Below are 16605 nucleotides of genomic sequence, written 5' to 3' on the forward strand. Positions count from 1 at the left end.
GCCCAGTAATAAGCAGCGAGCAGTTAGCGAAAGTTGAGGTCGGCCGTGATCCGTTCCGCGGCCGACCTCAACTGTGGAATAACCGTCTCCTCCAAGGACTCGTCGGGATCCCGATGGGTCTGCAGGGACACGTTGGCGGCCGCCACTACTTTGCCCGCGCGGGACACCGGCACGGCCACCCCGCGCAGGCCCCCTTCCAGTTCGTCGGTGACCCGGGACCATCCCCGGCGGCCGGCGAGTTCCACCTCCGCGCGCAGCTCTGCCGGACCGGAGACGGAGTGCGGAGTAAATGGCTGGAATTCGACGGCGGCCAGATGGGCTTCACGCTCGTCCGGTTCAAGTGCAGCGATCAGGACGCGCCCCATGGACGTCGCCCATGCGGGAAACCTCGTGCCCACGTTGACGGAGACGTGAACCAACCGGGGCGCCGTAAAGCGTGCCACGTAGACCACGTGCATGCCGTCGAGCACACAGAGGGACGTGGTTTCCCCCAGATCCGCGGCGAGAGCCTTCAAATGGGGCTCCGCGACCGATGGCAGGGTCAGTGTTGCCAGGAAGGCTGAGCCAATGTCCAGGGAACGCGGTGCCAGTTCGAACACGGTGCCGTCGCTGCGCAGGTATCCCAGGTCACGGAGGGTCAGCAGGAAACGCCGGGCCGCGGCCCGGCTCAAGTCCGTTGCCGCCGCCACTGCGCTAACGCTCAACCTCGGGTGCTCGGGCGTAAAAGAACTCAGCACCGCGAGGGTCTTCTCCGTCGACTTTACGTAGTATCCGTCTTCAGCCCCCATTTTGCCCATCCTAGCTGGCGCCGTCCCGGCTGCCGCTGCGCACCCGCTGATACTGCGAGGCCAGCCGCACCGGGGCGTTGGGCGCCCCATAGCCGTCATACCGCGACCGGCGCTCCACCACCTCGAAGAACACGTTTCCCACCGTTGCTGTGTAGAAATGCAGGAATTCACCGTCCTCGTCCCTGTCATACAACAGATTCAAGGACTGGAGGTTCTCCAGCAGTGCCGCGTCCAACCGGAACCGTGCCTGGAGATCCTCGTAATAGTTGTCCGGGACCGGCAGGAAATCCAGCCCCCGCTGCCGTGCCTGCCGCGCCAACGCGACCACGTCGCTGCAGCCAAAGGCCACATGCTGCGGATACTCCGGACCGCCGTGGGAACCCGACTGTTCCAGTGCCATCGGTGCGATGTTCAGAGCCAGCCGGACAGCCCCGTCACTGCTGCACATCACCTGGCTGCGAACCAGGCCCATGGGGCTCGGAACTTCCTGTGACGCGCGTGGCACCAGGGAAAGGGTGGACTCGTAGAACAGCACAGCCTCGTCGAAGTGCTGCCAGGGCTGGGAGAGGTTGATGTGGTCGATGTGCGTGATCAGCGGCTCACCTTCGACGACGCCGTCGGATCCAAACTCCTCCGCCCATGCAACTGTTCCGTCCCCTGTGGCCTCACACAGGAAAATTTCAGTGGAATCCGGAGCCGACACGGCTTGCAGGACGGCTTCGTCAGCCTGGCTGCGCCTGCTGACCGGCTGCGCTTTCAGCTGCACGGCCCGCGAAGCCGCAGCCGGTGGATCTTGAACATCAAGTCCCAGCGCGGAAATCGCGGGAGCCAGGCCGCGCGCCTGCTGCTGGTTGATAATCACCCGCGCCCCGCCGGCACTCCACAGCCGGACCGGCTTTGTCCGGTGGGTGCCCACACAGCTGAAACCCAGTTGGAACAGCATCCCTTCCACGTCACCGGGGTCCTCCGCCAGCACCTCGGCGAAATTGAAACCGGTTGGCTCGGCCACGGCAGGGAGGGTGGCGAGGTCCATGGGATACCTGCGTGAGCCGGCGTCGTTCCCTGAAAGCTGGTTCTGCTCCGCGAGGCGCACGGAAGTCCGCTCTTCCAGCCAGATCAGCGAGCGCATGGCGTCCACAGCAGTGCGGTCCTCGGAAGTCTGCCGAAAGACATCGTTGAAAACCTCCAATGACACCGGTCCGTTGTAGCCGCTGCGGACCAGATGCACCATAAAGGCCGTCAGGTCAAAGGCGCCCTCGCCGGGAAATACCCGGTAATGCCGGCTCCAGGACAGCACGTCGAGGGACAGCTCCGGGGCGTCTGCCAGCTGGACGAAGAAGATTTTCTCAGCCGGGATTTTTTCAATTCCGGACGGGTCCGCACCGCGGGAAAGGATGTGGAAGCTGTCCAGGCAGGTTCCCACATTGGGGTGATCCGCCAGGTCGACAATCCGCTGGGCGTGCTCGTAGTCATTCACGTACCGTCCCCAGGCCAGCGCTTCATACGCGAGCCGGATTCCGTACCCTGCGGCAACCTCCCCCAGCCTGCGCAGCTGGGAGGCAGCAACGCCGTCGTCGTCAATGCTGGCGGTGGCCACGTTGCTGCACACCAGCATCGTGTCCGCACCCAGGCGGTTCATCAGCGAGAATTTGGCCTCCGCACGGTAGAGGTTCGCCTCCAGGAGATCTTCACTGACGCCTTCAAAGTCCCGAAACGGCTGGTACAGATCCAGGCTTAGGCCGAGGCTGGCCGCCAGAGCCCGGATATCCTCCGGACTGTGCGGCGACACGAGAAGGTCCTGCTCAAAAATCTCGATACCGTCGAACCCGGCGGCCGCACAAGCCCTCATTTTTTCTTCCAGCGTGCCGCTTAGGCACACCGTTGCAATGGACGTACGCACAGTGCCCCTCCCTTACAGTCCGCGCTCGATCAGATCCAGGAAGTCTGCGCGCATCAGGTCCGGATCCGGCCGGATGCCGGTAATCAGTTCAAACGCGTCCACAGCCTGGCCCACGGCCATATTGCCGCCGTCCAGCACGGCGCAGCCCCGCGCACGGGCGGCCCGGACCAGTTCCGTCTCCAGCGGGCGGTAGACGACGTCGGCAACCCATTGCCGGGGTGACAGCAGTTCCGGGTCCAGGGGCAGCCCGGGGTGGGAGTGCATTCCCACCGGAGTGGCATGCATGAAGCCGTCCGCTTCAACCAGCACGGCAGGAAGATCCGCACTGTCCGCCGCGGCCACGGTCTGGCCGGGAAAGAGCCGGCCCAGTGCCTCGGCGCGTTCGGCAGCACGGGAGTACTCGACGTCGATCAGGGTCAGGTGTTTGGTGCCCGCCTTGAGCAGGGCATACGCGACGGCGGAGCCTGCGCCGCCCACGCCCAGCTGCACCACGCGGTCCAGGACCGCGTCAGGAAGACCCGTTGCCAGTGCGGACGCGAATCCGGAGAAGTCAGTATTGTGTCCGATGAATTTTCCGTCCCGGATCAGGACGGTGTTCACGGCGCCCAGCCGGGCGGCGTCGTCGGACACCTCGTCCAGGCAGCGCAGGACGAGCTGCTTGCACGGGTGGGTGATGTTGAAGGCGTTGAAGCCCAGATCGCGTCCGCCGTGCAGCAGGGACTTCAACGCGGCTTCGATACCCTCCCCTTGCCCGAGTACCGATAAATCCACGGGCCGGTAGAGATACCGCAGCCCCAGCCGGTCGGCGGCATGCTCGTGCATGGGCGGCGAGAGGGACGGCGTAACGCCCTCGCCAATGAGGCCAACCAAAAAAGACTCCGATGGATTACTCACGAAGCGCGTCCTTTCGCGGTGCGGGGCGGGGCTTCCCGCGCCGGCTGGGCGTAATACTGCGGCGTAAAAACGTTGCCGATGCCTGCAACTGTGAGCTACATTACTTGAACTGTTCGAAATATGCACACATGTGCGGATAGCGCACACTGTTCCGTTTACTCATTCCTGCAGCACACCCTCCACAGGAGACCCCCATGACTGAGACTGTCCCAGCGGACAAAGTCCACACCAAGACGCCCAAAAAGGCGGCGGCAGCCAGCTTCATGGGCAGCGCCGTTGAGTACTACGACTTTTTCATCTTCGGATCCGCCGCGGCCCTGATCTTCCCCTATGTGTTCTTTCCGGACTCCGGCACGCAGGCATCGATCATGTCGCTGGCAACCTTCGGCTTCGCCTACGTTGCCCGCCCGGTGGGCGCAGTGGTGCTCGGCCACTTCGGTGACCGGGTGGGCCGCCAGAAAGTCCTCATGTTCACCCTGGTCCTGATGGGAGCGTCGACCTTCCTGATCGGCTGTCTTCCCAGCTTCGACGTCATCGGCTGGTGGGCTCCGGCCCTGCTGGTGCTGTGCCGGCTGATGCAAGGCCTGTCCGCCGCCGGAGAGCAGGCCGGAGCCAGCTCACTGACACTTGAACATGCACCGGATAACCGCCGTTCCTTCTTCACCTCCTGGACGCTCACCGGAACCCAGGGCGGGCAGATTCTTGCCGCGCTGGTCTTCATCCCGGTGCTGGCCCTGCCGGATGAGATCAAGTACGGCATCGGATGGCGCATTCCGTTCTGGCTCAGCGCCGTGGTGGTCGTGGTGACCTACTTCATCCGCCGGTCGCTGCATGAAACCCCCACCTTCGCCGCAGCGAAGGCCAACAATGAAATCTCCCGGCTCCCCGTCGGTGACCTGCTGGCCCACCACTGGCGGGATGTACTGCGCGTCATCTGCTGTGCCTTCATTGCAGCGGTGTCCACCGTGTACGGCACGCTGGCCATCAAGTACGGCACCGAGGTGGGCGACGTCGACGCGAGCATCACCCTCTGGCTTGTGGTAGCCGGAAACGTTGTCGCGCTGGGTACACAGCCGCTCTTCGGCATGCTGGCTGACCGGATCGGACGCAAGCCCGTGTTCATCTACGGTGCCCTCTCGTCCGCTGCAGTGATGCCGTTCTATCTGTTGTCGATGGAATCGGGAAACACGCTGCTGCAGTTCGCACTGTCCGTGGCAGTGTTCTCCTGCGGCTACGCTGCCGCCAACGCGGTGTGGCCGTCCTTCTACGCCGAAATGTTCAGTGCCAAGGTCCGTTTCTCCGGGCTGGCAATCGGCACCCAGCTGGGCTTCCTGATGGCCGGCTTCGCACCGTCCATCGTGGCAGCACTGGGCGGACTGGAGCCGGGCGGCTGGGTGGTCATCAGCCTGTTCACCGCGGCGATCAGCATCATCGCTTCCGTATCGGCCCTGACGGCAAAGGAGACGTATCGGACGCCGACGGCGGAATTGGGAATGGCCAGGAGCACTCCGAAGGCGTAATGAGCACGTGCCGCGGCTGGATCTGAACACGGGGTCGGGAGCCATCCTTGAGGATGGCTCCCGCCAGCCGCTAGTACCTCCCCATCCGCTGCTTCCGTGCGGTCCAGGCCAGATAACCGCCCAGGGCACCGGTGGAGGCAAGGCCGGCAGTCATCAACGGGGCCTGCCAGGACTTCCAGCGCTCAGCGTCCCCCAACGCCAATTCGCCCACCCCGCGGATGAAGGCCGCCGCAAAAATGGCAGCAACCATCCGGTTGCCCACCTTCTCCAGCCGCACCACCAGCGGCGCGAGCTCTTCGGCCCGTAAATGGATCTCCAGGCCTTCAAAGTCCAGTGTCGTCAGCAGCCGACGCACCTGATCGGGGAGCTCCGCGCTGAGCTCCAGCGTCTCGGCACCGGCCTGCCCCAGACGCCGGACAAAGGTCACCGGATTCATCTGGCGCATGGTCATCCGCCGGGCGTACGGGGCCAGGGTCTCACCCATGCTGAAGTCCGGATCCAGCACCTCCCCCATGCCCTCGGTCATGATCAGCATGCGCAGCAGGAGCGCCATTTCCCGGGGCAGCTGCAGGTGGTGGTTGCGAATGATGCCCATTGCCGCGTTGATAATCCGGCCCACGGGCGCGTTTCCGAGTGTCCTCCCGTCATAGAGGCGTATCAGCTGCTGCAGGTCAAGGCGGAGCTGGATCCGGTCCACGCGGCGGGACGTTGGGCACATCCGGATCAGTGCCGAGGCCATCCGCTCCGAATCCTTGCGAAGCACCGCGACAAAGAGCGCCGAGAGCTGGGAGCGCAGCCTGTCATCCACCTCCCCCACCATTCCGAAGTCAATCAGTCCGATCCGTCCGCCTTTTTCCACGAAGATGTTCCCCGGATGGGGATCTGCATGGAAGAAACCGTCCTCGAAGACCATCTTCATTTCCGCGGCGGCGGCGTCGGCGGCGAGCGCCCTGCGGTCAATCCCGGCGGCATCGATTGCCGCGGTGTCCGTAACCTTTAGTCCGTACAGGCGCTGCTGGGTCAGGACCTTGGATGTGCTGAAATCGGCATACACCTTGGGAATGTGGACAGACGCACTGTCCTGGAAGTTCAGGGCAAAACGGTTGGTATTGCGGGCTTCCTGCTGGTAGTCCAGCTCCTCACGGAGGGTCTCGGCGAACTCCTCCATCAAACCCTTGACGTCGTAGTCGCGAGCCGCTTCCCAGTGCCTTCCCGCATAGCCGGCCAAACCCAGGAGGATATCCAGGTCCTCATTCACTTCCTCTTCCACACCCGGACGGCGGATCTTCACCACCACGTCGGCGCCGCTGCGCAGCCGGGCAGCGTAGACCTGCCCAATGGAGGCACTGGCCAGCGGCGCGGTGTCGAAGGCGGAGAACCTTTCCATCGCGTCCGAGCCCAGTTCCGCCTGCAGCACCGGCTGGATCTGATCCCAGGGCACAGGCTCGGCTTTGTCCTGCAGCTTGGCCAGTTCCTGCTGGTACCTGGGCGGCAGCAGGTCCTGCCGGGTGGACAGCAGCTGCCCCATCTTCACGAAGGTGGGACCCAGCTCCTCCAGCGCCCGGCGCAGGTATTCCGGGGCGTTTGCCGCGCCCGGCGGCCGGTCTGAAGGTTGCGGCCTGCGCCGGAAGGGCAGCCGGTTTTCCAGGCCCGAGGCAGCGACCAGGTAGCCAAACCCGTTGCGGTACAGGATTTCGGCGATCTGGCGGTAGCGGTCGAGGTGGGTCTTCATGCGTGGGCTCCCGTCCCGGAGGCAGGCCGTGGAACACTGCAACCGTATCTGAAACCCTACGGCCGGGCAGGGAGGTCCTAACAGGGTGCACCTGCCCTTTCACAGCCGGGGGCACGCGCTTAGACTCGGAACCCACCGATGAGGGAGACGTTCGTGGATATACCAGCCGCACTCCGGGACCTGAGCCTGGAGGACAAGATCGCACTTCTGTCCGGAGCGGGGTTCTGGGAAACCGTTGCCCTGCCCAACCATGGAATCCGCCCCCTGGTGCTCTCCGACGGTCCACACGGCGTCCGGAGGCCGTCCGGCGAAGCCGTCCTGGGGCTCGGTGAGTCCTTTCCGGCCACCTGCTTTCCCGCAGAATGTGCCACCGCCTGCTCCTGGGACCGGAGCCTGCTCACTGAACTTGGCACCGCCGTCGCACGCGAGGCCCGGCTCCAAGGCGTGGATGTCCTGCTGGGTCCGGGGCTCAACATCAAGCGCTCGCCCCTGTGCGGCCGCAATTTTGAGTATTTTTCGGAGGATCCGCTGCTGGCCGGGGAGCTGGGGGCGGCGTGGACGAGGGCGGTCCAAGCCGCCGGGGTGGGGACGAGTCCCAAGCATTTCGCCGCCAACAACCAGGAGGCGGATCGGATGCGGGTGGATGCAGTGGTTGACCAGCGAACCCTGCATGAGATTTACCTGCGTGCGTTCGAGATTGTGGTGCGTACGGCGGAACCGTGGACCATCATGGCTGCCTACAACAAGATCAACGGACTGCACGCCGCCGAGAGCCCGTGGCTGCTCGGGGTGGTGCTGCGCGGAACTTGGGGCTATGAGGGAGCCGTAATGTCGGACTGGGGTGCCGTGACCAACCGTGCGGCCGCGCTCGCTGCCGGACTGGACCTGGAGATGCCCTCCAGCGGCGGCCTGGGTGCCCGGGAAATCACCGCCGGGCTGGACGCGGGAATGGTCACGGAGGAACAGATTGACGCTGCGGCTGCCCGGATCCTGCGCCTCGTGGACCGCGTACCGCCCCGATCAGGCAGCGGCACAGCCGACACAGCGGGGACAGCCGACACAGCGGGGACAGCCGACAGCGGCGCAGCGGTGTATGCGGCCAGTCACGACCTGGCGCGGCGGGCGGCAGCGGCGTCGATGGTCCTGCTCAAGAATGAGGGCAGTATCCTTCCGTTGCAGACCGACGGCGCCGTGGCCGTTATTGGCGAGCTGGCCCGCACCCCCCGGTACCAGGGAAGCGGTTCCTCCAAGGTGAATCCGGTCCGCCTTGTCAGTCCGCTCGACGCCCTGCAGCAGGAGCTGCCCGAGCTCTTGTTTGAACCCGGATACGCCCTCCCCGCCAGTCCGGCTCCGGAGCCCGAAGCAACTCTCCTGAGCCAGCCCGGGGCCGGGCCGGTCGACTTGATCGAAACGGCCGCGGCGGCCGCCGCGGCAGCCGTTACCGCCGTCGTCTTCCTGGGGCTGCCCGACGAGGCGGAGTCCGAAGGTTATGACCGCACCACTCTGGACCTGCCCGACGAGCAGCTCGAGCTGCTCACCGCCGTTCTTCAGGCGAATCCGCGGACCGTGGTGGTGCTCTCCAACGGCGGGGTGGTGACCACGGCCTGGGCAGATCGTGTTCCCGCCCTCCTGGAAGCCTGGCTTCCGGGCGAAGCGGGCGGGTCGGCGCTGGCCGACGTCCTGCTTGGCCGGGCGGACCCCGGCGGACGGCTGGCCGAAACGATTCCCGTCCGGTTGGAGGACACCGCCGCTTACGGCAACTACCCGGGCGAAAACGGCACCGTACGGTACGGCGAAGGGGTGCTGGTGGGCTATCGCTGGTACGACACCCGGCGCCTGGAAGTGGCTTTCCCCTTTGGGCACGGGCTCTCCTACACCAGTTTCGGCTACACGGACCTTGATATCCGCAGCACCGGTGCCGGCGCAGACCAGGAAGTGCACGTGGAACTGACGGTCACCAATACGGGCCGCCGCGCCGGCAGCGACGTGGTGCAGCTGTACGTGGGCGCTCCGGATGACGACGGCGCCCAGCTGCGTCCGCTGCGTCCGCTGCGGGAACTGCGCGGGTTTGAAAAAGTGCACCTGGGTCCGGGTGAATCCCGCCGGCTGAGGTTTTCCCTCGATGCCCGCGCGCTGTCGCGTTTTGATCCGGAGAGCATGTCGTGGGTGGCCGACGCCGGCGAGTACCGCATTGAGGTGGGGGCGTCCTCCCGTGACCTCCGGCTGGCCGCGGTTGCCGCCCTTGACGGAACCGTTCCCGAGCCTTCGCTGAGCACGGCCTCCTCCATTCAGGAGTGGCTGGCGAATCCTGCCGCGGCTGCGGAACTGGTGTCCGCGCTAACCGCCGCGGCTATGGCGGGGATGGATGCTGCCGGTCAGGACAACATGGCCGGTCAGGACAACACAGGCGGCATGGATAATACCGGGAGTCTGGCTGCTTCCCTGGCACTGGTGGGCAATATGCCGTTGAACCGGATGGCACGGTTCCCCGGCAGCCCCGTAACGCCCGATCTGCTGAAGCAGCTGGAAGGTTGGCTGCAGGGCACCCGCGGCGCACAGTGATGTGCCCGGCTCCACCAGCTTTTAAGCGATGCCCCAGCCTTCGTCCGCAGGGAGGATGGCGCCCGTAACGTTGGCGGCGTCGTCGCTCAGCAGATAAGTCATGGGCGAGGCGATTTGCGCAGACTCGATGTCGGGGGACGTCAGCGACAGTGACGGAACCGGCCCGGCGCCGCCCAGTGAGCCGTAATTGGACTCAAGCGCAACCTTGGTGGGCCGGGGGATGACCGCGTTGACCCTGATGCCGCGCGGGCTGTATATGAAGGCCGCGCTGCGGGTCAGCCCAATGACGGCATGTTTGGAGGCGGTGTAGGCAGCTCCCGCGATCGAACCGCGGAGCCCTGCCTGGGAGGAGACGTTGATGATGGACCCGCTCCCCCGGGAAAGCATCACCGGAATCAGCGTCGCGACAAACGGAACGGTCCATCCACGTTGATGCGGAAAACGCTCTCCCACAGCTCGTCCTCCACCTCATGCAGCGCAACCATGTCGTCGGCGATTCCCGCTACGATGGCGAGTCCATCCAGCCGGTTTCCGACCTCCGCCGCAATCTTGTCGACACCGGATTGGGTGGAGATGTCAGCTACGACGCCGCTGACGTCCAGATCCTGATTGCGTTCCAGCAATGCTTCCATCCGCAGGGTGCTGAGATCGACGGCCAGCACGCGTCCGCCTTCACGGGCGACCCTCAACGCGGTTGCGCGTCCAATCCCCGACCCGGCACCGGTCACCACCACCGTCTTGCCGTCAAAACGGCCTTCGACCAAAGGCTCGCGCCAATCGTTGGGCGCCGGGGGCGGAGCAGACGGAAAGAGGTGGGCCGTTGCCGGATGAACCGACGGCTGATCGATGAGCCGGTTGGCCGCTTCCACCATGAGGTCCAGATGTTCCGTAGTGATGACGCCGTTGCTGAGCGTCGCCAAGGTGGAAAGCGGCAGCATGCGGATCGCATACAGTGCCCGTGCATCCGGACTGCGGCGGGCCAGCAGGTCGATCAAGACGGTGCGCCCCGTGGGGTGGTCAAGCCAGTCGCCAATCAGGGATTCAGCGCTGAGATGTTGTACGGGATCCGGCATCAAGGCTCCGTTCCGAGCGGCGTCAGCCGCGGCCCGGAAGGGTACTGGCCCGGTCCACGGCCGCAGCCGCACCTTGCATCCAAGGGCAAATGCTGCTGGGTCGAGTATCCCACGGGGGATGCTCCTGCGGCTCCCGCGGACGGCGCAAAGGGACCCCGGTGCAGCAAAACGGTCGCTGCCGGGTCCTGCGGTCCCTAGGCGTCGGCGGCGACGGCGACGGGGAGGTGCTCGGCGGGCAGCCGGTCCCGGTCGTAGGTGATCTCCGTATACCCGTGCGGGGCGGGATTGCCGTCCGGGCCAAGGTTCACGAAAACAATCCGGTCGATCGTCAGGATGCTGCGACGGGTCACCATGTTGCGCACCTCGGCCCGCATGGTCAGTGACGTGCGGCCAAATTTGGTGGCCCGCAAACCCATTTCGATCAAGTCGCCCTGCTGGGCGGAGCTGACGAAGTTGATCTCCGACATGAATTTGGTGACGACTCGACCGTTGCCCATCTGCAGGATGGCGTAAATTGTGGCTTCTTCATCGATCCATCGCAGAAGGCTGCCGCCGAACAGTGTGCCGTTGGCGTTCAGGTCTTCCGGACGGACCCATTTCCGGGTATTGAAGTTGATATTCTGGAGATCCATATTTCAAGGTTAGCGAGGCCCGGCGGGCTTAGGCGGACGGCTGTGACCGCGCAGACGGACGGCCGTCACACCCGTCACGCCGGTGTTTCGCTCCCGCCCCGGCGCTGCGCCGTTCCGCTGGGAACCCGGTGACTGAAAACACCCCGCCGTCGGGAGGGTTTCCGGTGCCCGGCTGCAGTCCTCCATGTTGACCGGATACGGACCCGGTGTTAGTTTCAGGCTCCAAAACCAACTTGGCTTATCACAGCGAAGATCCTCCGGCCGGGAGCCCTCCATGACCCTTTCCTTTGCCCAGATTGCCCTTGACTCCGTGGAGCCCCGCCGTCTGGCCGAGTTCTGGATCCAGGCACTGAACTACCGGGTTGACGAGGAAGAAGAGGGCGTCATTAGTCTGGTCCCCAGGAATGGTGACGGTCCGCCGATCGATATCCTGACCGTGCCGGAGCACAAGACAGTGAAGAACCGTCTGCACCTGGACCTGCGGGCCACGGGCTCCACGGGCTCCGAAGAAGTCCGGCGGCTGCTGGACCTGGGCGCCGTCCGGGCGGACGTCGGCCAGAATCCGGACGTCACCTGGACGGTGCTGGCCGACCCCGAGGGCAATGAGTTCTGCGTCCTCGGAACCTCCGGCGAATAGTCCCGGCCCGCGCAGAGGACTAGTCGCGGCTAGGGCGTCCCGTTCCCGTCGTCGGTCCCGGTTCCAGGTCCGGCCTGCCCAGTCCTGCGGCCTCGTCCCTGCGGTCGGCAGGACCCTGGTCCAGTCGGAAGGGCGGATACTCGTCCCGCATCAGCGCAGCATAGGCCAGCACCCGGTAGGACCAGCGGTTCAGTCCCATAATGAGGTCAAAGAGGTGCCGCGGATAGCTGCCGCGGAACAGCAGGATGACCGCCGCGATGAGGACCAGCAGCGCCAGCAGAGATAACCCCTGGCTGCTCACCACATCGGGGGCGCTCTCCCACCCGTTCTCCCAGGCATCGGTCCACATGCCGCCCGGAACCATCCCGGTCCAGTTTTCGGTTTCCTGCCCTCCGGAAACGTAGAACCTGTTGACGACAATTGCTGCTTCAGAGAACGCACCGACCACCAGTGCCTGCGGTATAACGAGGAGCCACCACTTCACCAGCACCAGCCAGCGGGAGAGCTGCCGGGGGTAGTCAACACTGAAGTCCGCCGGATAGTCCGTACGGTCCAGCGTGAACGGCGGATACCGGTCGGTGCCCAGGACACGGGTGGCATAGAACGTTACCCGCCAGCTCCAGCGCACCACGCCCACGTTGAAGTCAAACAGTCCGTGCGGGTACCGGCCGGTGAACAGGATGGCAAAACCGGCAACCACGGTGGACACGAAGAAAGCTATCCACAGGAAGAACAGCACAATGTAGTGCGGGATTGCCAGGAACCATTTGACCAGCCACATCCAGCGCGAGAGGTTCGGATCGATTTCTCCGTAGAGCCGCACCGGATAGCGCGGACCGGTCAGTCCCGGATCGCGCACGCCAACCCTTGCCGCTGCGGTGGCCCCGCCGGGCCTGACAGGGCGGTACCCGGAGCCCGGTGGCTGCCCCTGCCCGTAGCGGTCCTGCATCTGGCCGTAGGTCTGCGGGGTACCCGGCGTCTGAACAGGTTGCCCCGGCCCTCCAAGTTGCCCCGGCACACCAGGTTGCTCCCCTACAGCACCCGGCCCGACCGGGCGGCGGCGCAGCCCCGATGATCCGATCACCACGAGGGCAATTCCAGCTACGAGGAAGACGATGCTGGAGATCAGCAGGATCCAGGTGACCGGCTGGAGCAATTCGGAGCGTGCACCCACTTGAAGCTCCGCTGAGACCGGCCGGCTCCCGTCAGCATTCATCACCACTGCGGACCAGTCACCTTCGTCCAGGTTCCATTCCAGTGACTGCTCGCCGGTGCCGCTGGATGCCGCCGCCCAAAAGCCCTGCTCAACCGGAGGCGCAGGAGCCCGGGTTCCGTTCACCTCCTCGTACTCGGCGCGGAACGGACGGAAATCCACTTCCTGCAGCTCGCTGTACTGCACGTCAAGGAGGTAACGGTCCACCTCATCACTCGGGCCAATACCGATAAAGAGTTCCTGGCCGGACTGAGTTGGCTCTCCCTGCACCAGCAGGGTTGCCACCTGATCATCCGAGCGCACCCCGTTGACTTCAAGGTCCGGCACGATCAGGGCGTACGAGTCAACCTCGTAGACCTCCTCGGGAACGGAGAGGTAGCGGTCATCGCCCTGGCCTGCGTTGAATATCCCGACAGCGGCGGCTCCCACCGCCAGTCCCAGCCCAATAAGCATCAGCAAACAGCCGATGACGAACATGACAATCCTGCCGGTCCTCATGACGCTTTCCCGCCCGGTCCACCCCTATCCAAAGGGTTGTCCGGCCGCGCCGCAGAGTCAACACCGTGAACCCGCCACCCTCATCCCGGCCGGGATCCAGCGGCTCTTTGCACTGCGTCAAAAGTTGATCATGTGCCCGGTCAGGCCGTGGAACGCCTCCTGCAGTGCCTCGCTCAGCGTGGGGTGTGTGTGCACATTCCGCGCCAGCTCATAAGCGGTCAGGTCCCATTTCTGCGCCAGTGTCAGTTCGGGCAGAAGCTCGGACACATCCGGTCCGATCAGGTGTCCGCCAAGCAGCTCGAGATGCTCTTTGTCCGCCACCAGTTTCACGAAGCCGACCGGCTCGCCCAGACCGTGGGCCTTGCCGTTGGCCGTGAACGGGAAGGTGCTCACCACCACGTCATGGCCCTCATCGCGTGCCTGCTGCTCGGTGAGTCCGAAGCTGGCCACCTGCGGCTGGCAGAACGTGGCCCGGGGCATCATGCGGTAATCCCCCAGCGGCATGGTTTCCGCTTTGCCGATGGTTTCCGCCGCCACCACCCCCATGGCCTCGGCCACGTGGGCCAGCTGCAGCTTGGCTGTCACATCGCCGATGGCGTAAATGTGCGCAACGTTGGTCCGCATGAATTCGTCAATGGCGATGGCCCCGCGGTCGGTAAGCTGCACACCGGTCTTTTCCAGGCCGTAACCCTCCGTCCGCGGCGCAAACCCGATGGAGAGCATCACCCGGTCCGCTTCGATGGATCCGTCCTTGCCGTTCTTGTCCTTGTAGGTCACGGTCACCGAGGAACCGTTGTCGGTCACCGTTTCCACCTTGGTGGAGGTCAGGATCGGTATCCCCAGTTTCTTGTACTGCTTGGTGATTTCCTTGGACACGTCTGCATCCTCGTTGGGCAGCGCCCGGTCCAGGAACTCGATGATCGTGACGTCCACCCCGTAGCTGCGCAGCACATAGCCAAACTCCATGCCGATGGCGCCGGCGCCGACAATCACCATCTTTTTCGGCAGGTCCCGGTCCATGATCTGCGCCTCGTACGTCACCACGTTGTCCGAGAGCTCGACGCCGGGCAGCAGGCGCACATAGGTTCCGGTGGCAATGATGGCATTGTCGAAGGTAATGGTCTCGGAGCCGCCCTTGGACAGGGAGACCTCCACGGTGTGGTCATCGGTGAACACCCCGTGCCCGTCATATTCGGTGATCTTGTTCTTCTTCATCAGGAAGTGGACACCCTTGACCCGCCCGTCCGCCACCTGCCGGCTGCGGTCGAACGCAGCACCGAAATCGAAGCTGACGTCGCCGCTCATGCCGAATGTTTTCGCCTGGTTCGTGAAGATCTGGGCCAGTTCGGCATTGCGAAGCAGCGCCTTGGAGGGAATGCATCCCACGTTCAGGCAAACGCCGCCCCAGTACTTCTCCTCCACCACTGCCACGCTCAGGCCCAGTTGGGCGGCACGGATCGCCGCCACATAACCGCCAGGACCGGCTCCCAGGATAACGACGTCGTAATGTTCACTCATGCTGCCAACTCTCCTTATGCACACTGCGGTGGATTGAGGATGGGACTAAAGCTGGGTTAAGACTCCCACAGGGAGTCTGCGGACTCCATCACAAATACCCCCGGTAGCCTGCCCAGGCACGGCGACGCTCCGGAAAGGGATCGGATTCAATCCGGTCTTCACGGTCGAAGATCCGGGTCTGCCGCTCCACAGGCTCGTAGGGCGGCCAGTCCGGCCCCGGATCGCCCGTCTTCGCCAGGCTCAGCAGGGTTCCCTGGAACCGTGCCGATAGCTTTTTCAGGGCCGAGGCCCCTCCAAGGAGGGACAATGCACGGGTGATGGGCTCACCGGTTTCACCGAACATCACGGGCACGTCCATGGCGTGGGTCGCACCGAAACCCAGCAGGTTCATCATTGGCGTGGCGAAGTCATACCGGTAAGACCAGGTTGGAGCCACCAGGGAGTGGGACTCGGCCACCACAGTGGACGGATACCAAAAGACGAGGTCACCGCTGATTTCCACCGACCGCTGTTTGGACGGATAACCCGGATAAGCGGCCAGCACGCGCGACTGCGCCGCCGGGTCGGTGCCCGCGAACATCTTTTCGATGCGGTCCGGAGTTGAAGGAAGGATGTCCACCACTTTGGCGAACAGTGCCCCTTCCTGCGCCATCGTTCCCAGTACAAGCGGCACCGGAGCAGATTTGCCCTTCATGAAGGCGTCAAAGGGATGTTCCGGCAGGAATTCCCCGTCAATCACCGGTGACACACTCAGCGATCCCGGCTTGTCGGCCGGGCCTATTTTGGACGTCAGCCGGTTGGTTGCCTGTACCAGGGCGGCGGCCGGTAGGACGGTCAGGGCTTCGGCGGCGTCAGACAGGGGCACCTTGAGGATCTTCAGCAAATCCCGTGCCCAGGAGGCGTGGAGCTCCGGGGAGTACGCGCTGGAGGGCGCCGGGCTCTGGGCGTAGGCCTTGTGGAACAGTCCTCGGGCGGCCGGAATGCACATGAGCGACGTCACCGAGATGCCGCCGGCGGATTCGCCGAAGATGGTCACATTTCCCGGATCGCCGCCAAAGTTCGCGATATTGTCCCGAACCCATTCCAGCGCAGCCACCTGGTCCCGCAGACCGAGGTTTGAGTCGAACGTCCGTTGGGCGGTCGAGAAGGAGCTGAAATCCGTGAAGCCCAGGGCGCCGATCCGGTAGTTCAGAGATACGTAGAGCGCTTCGCCAGTCCGGACCAGATGGGAACCGCGGTAGGTTTTTACGGTGGAGGACCCGGAGCTGAAGGCGCCGCCGTAAAAGTACACCAGCACGGGAAGTTGGTCCGCGGCCGGTTCCAGGGGCGCCGAGATGTTGAGTGTCAGGCAGTCCTCGTCCATCGGTGCCCGCCTTCTGGAGCCGGTCAGGGACGGGTTCCGGGACTGCGGCGGCGCTGCCCCGAAGGCGCTGCCGTCCAAGACCCCGTTCCACCCGGCCGCCCGCTGCGGTGACCTCAGCCGCAGCTCTCCCACCGGCGGCGCAGCATAGGGGATGCCGCGCCAGGTCCGCACTCCGTTGGCCACAATTCCTCGGACCAGGCCGTTGTCCGTAGGAATCAGCAGGGATTTAAGGTCAGTGGTCATGAGCTGCTCGATTCCGGTCGGCGGTCACGGTG

At 64.6% G+C, this 16605-nt stretch carries 11 protein-coding genes and 1 pseudogene; 3 read left to right on the plus strand and 9 right to left on the minus strand.

Translation table 11 applies throughout. The annotated features are described in order from the left end of the window. Positions 1-23 precede the first annotated feature (23 nt). The 3 genes from KG104_RS10025 to KG104_RS10035 are packed head-to-tail and all read right to left on the minus strand — an operon-like array spanning position 24 to position 3582. Complete coding sequence (locus KG104_RS10025) at positions 24-788, minus strand: IclR family transcriptional regulator domain-containing protein (RefSeq protein WP_207346926.1); 765 nt, start codon at positions 786-788, stop codon at positions 24-26. A 10-nt stretch (positions 789-798) separates the two neighbouring features. Continuing rightward, positions 799-2688, minus strand: a complete 1890-nt coding sequence (locus tag KG104_RS10030; protein ID WP_207346927.1) for a bifunctional sugar phosphate isomerase/epimerase/4-hydroxyphenylpyruvate dioxygenase family protein — start codon at positions 2686-2688, stop codon at positions 799-801. A 12-nt stretch (positions 2689-2700) separates the two neighbouring features. Continuing rightward, positions 2701-3582: a shikimate dehydrogenase gene (locus KG104_RS10035; RefSeq protein WP_104161151.1), complete on the minus strand. Its 882-nt coding sequence runs from the start codon at positions 3580-3582 to the stop codon at positions 2701-2703. Positions 3583-3776: 194 nt separating this feature from the next. On the opposite strand from KG104_RS10035, the gene KG104_RS10040 reads away from it, so the two are divergent. After that, entirely contained in the window at positions 3777-5102 is a 1326-nt protein-coding gene (locus tag KG104_RS10040) for an MFS transporter (protein WP_207346928.1), read from the plus strand. A gap of 70 nt (positions 5103-5172) precedes the next feature. On the opposite strand, the gene KG104_RS10045 is transcribed toward KG104_RS10040, so the two are convergent. Continuing rightward, on the minus strand, positions 5173-6834 hold the full coding sequence (locus tag KG104_RS10045; RefSeq protein WP_207346929.1) for an ABC1 kinase family protein: 1662 nt from the start codon (positions 6832-6834) through the stop codon (positions 5173-5175). Positions 6835-6987: 153 nt separating this feature from the next. Here KG104_RS10045 and KG104_RS10050 point away from each other — a divergent pair, with 153 nt between their 5' ends. Continuing rightward, entirely contained in the window at positions 6988-9396 is a 2409-nt protein-coding gene (locus KG104_RS10050) for a glycoside hydrolase family 3 C-terminal domain-containing protein (protein ID WP_237688576.1), read from the plus strand. Between the two features lie 21 nt (positions 9397-9417). Here the strand turns inward: KG104_RS10050 and KG104_RS10055 are convergent. Both KG104_RS10055 and KG104_RS10060 read right to left on the minus strand, forming a co-directional pair. Beyond that, positions 9418-10469 (minus strand): annotated as a pseudogene (locus tag KG104_RS10055) (SDR family NAD(P)-dependent oxidoreductase). Positions 10470-10663: 194 nt separating this feature from the next. Then, positions 10664-11101, minus strand: a complete 438-nt coding sequence (locus tag KG104_RS10060) for an acyl-CoA thioesterase (protein ID WP_207346931.1) — start codon at positions 11099-11101, stop codon at positions 10664-10666. Between the two features lie 274 nt (positions 11102-11375). Here KG104_RS10060 and KG104_RS10065 point away from each other — a divergent pair, with 274 nt between their 5' ends. Beyond that, entirely contained in the window at positions 11376-11738 is a 363-nt protein-coding gene (locus KG104_RS10065; RefSeq protein ID WP_207346932.1) for a VOC family protein, read from the plus strand. A 19-nt stretch (positions 11739-11757) separates the two neighbouring features. Here KG104_RS10065 and KG104_RS10070 read toward each other — a convergent pair whose 3' ends face one another. The 3 genes from KG104_RS10070 to KG104_RS10080 form a co-directional block, all read right to left on the minus strand. Further along, the gene (locus KG104_RS10070; RefSeq protein WP_207346933.1) at positions 11758-13449 is read right to left on the minus strand and encodes a DUF4389 domain-containing protein; all 1692 of its coding nucleotides are present in this window, start codon (positions 13447-13449) and stop codon (positions 11758-11760) included. A gap of 117 nt (positions 13450-13566) precedes the next feature. Next, a complete protein-coding gene (lpdA, locus tag KG104_RS10075; protein ID WP_104161158.1) occupies positions 13567-14967 on the minus strand; it encodes a dihydrolipoyl dehydrogenase in 1401 nt (466 codons plus the stop codon). A gap of 88 nt (positions 14968-15055) precedes the next feature. Continuing rightward, positions 15056-16573: a carboxylesterase/lipase family protein gene (locus KG104_RS10080; protein ID WP_207346934.1), complete on the minus strand. Its 1518-nt coding sequence runs from the start codon at positions 16571-16573 to the stop codon at positions 15056-15058. Between the last annotated feature and the right edge of the window lie 32 nt (positions 16574-16605).

The organism is Arthrobacter sunyaminii, assembly GCF_018866305.1.
Lineage (GTDB): Bacteria > Actinomycetota > Actinomycetes > Actinomycetales > Micrococcaceae > Arthrobacter_B > Arthrobacter_B sunyaminii.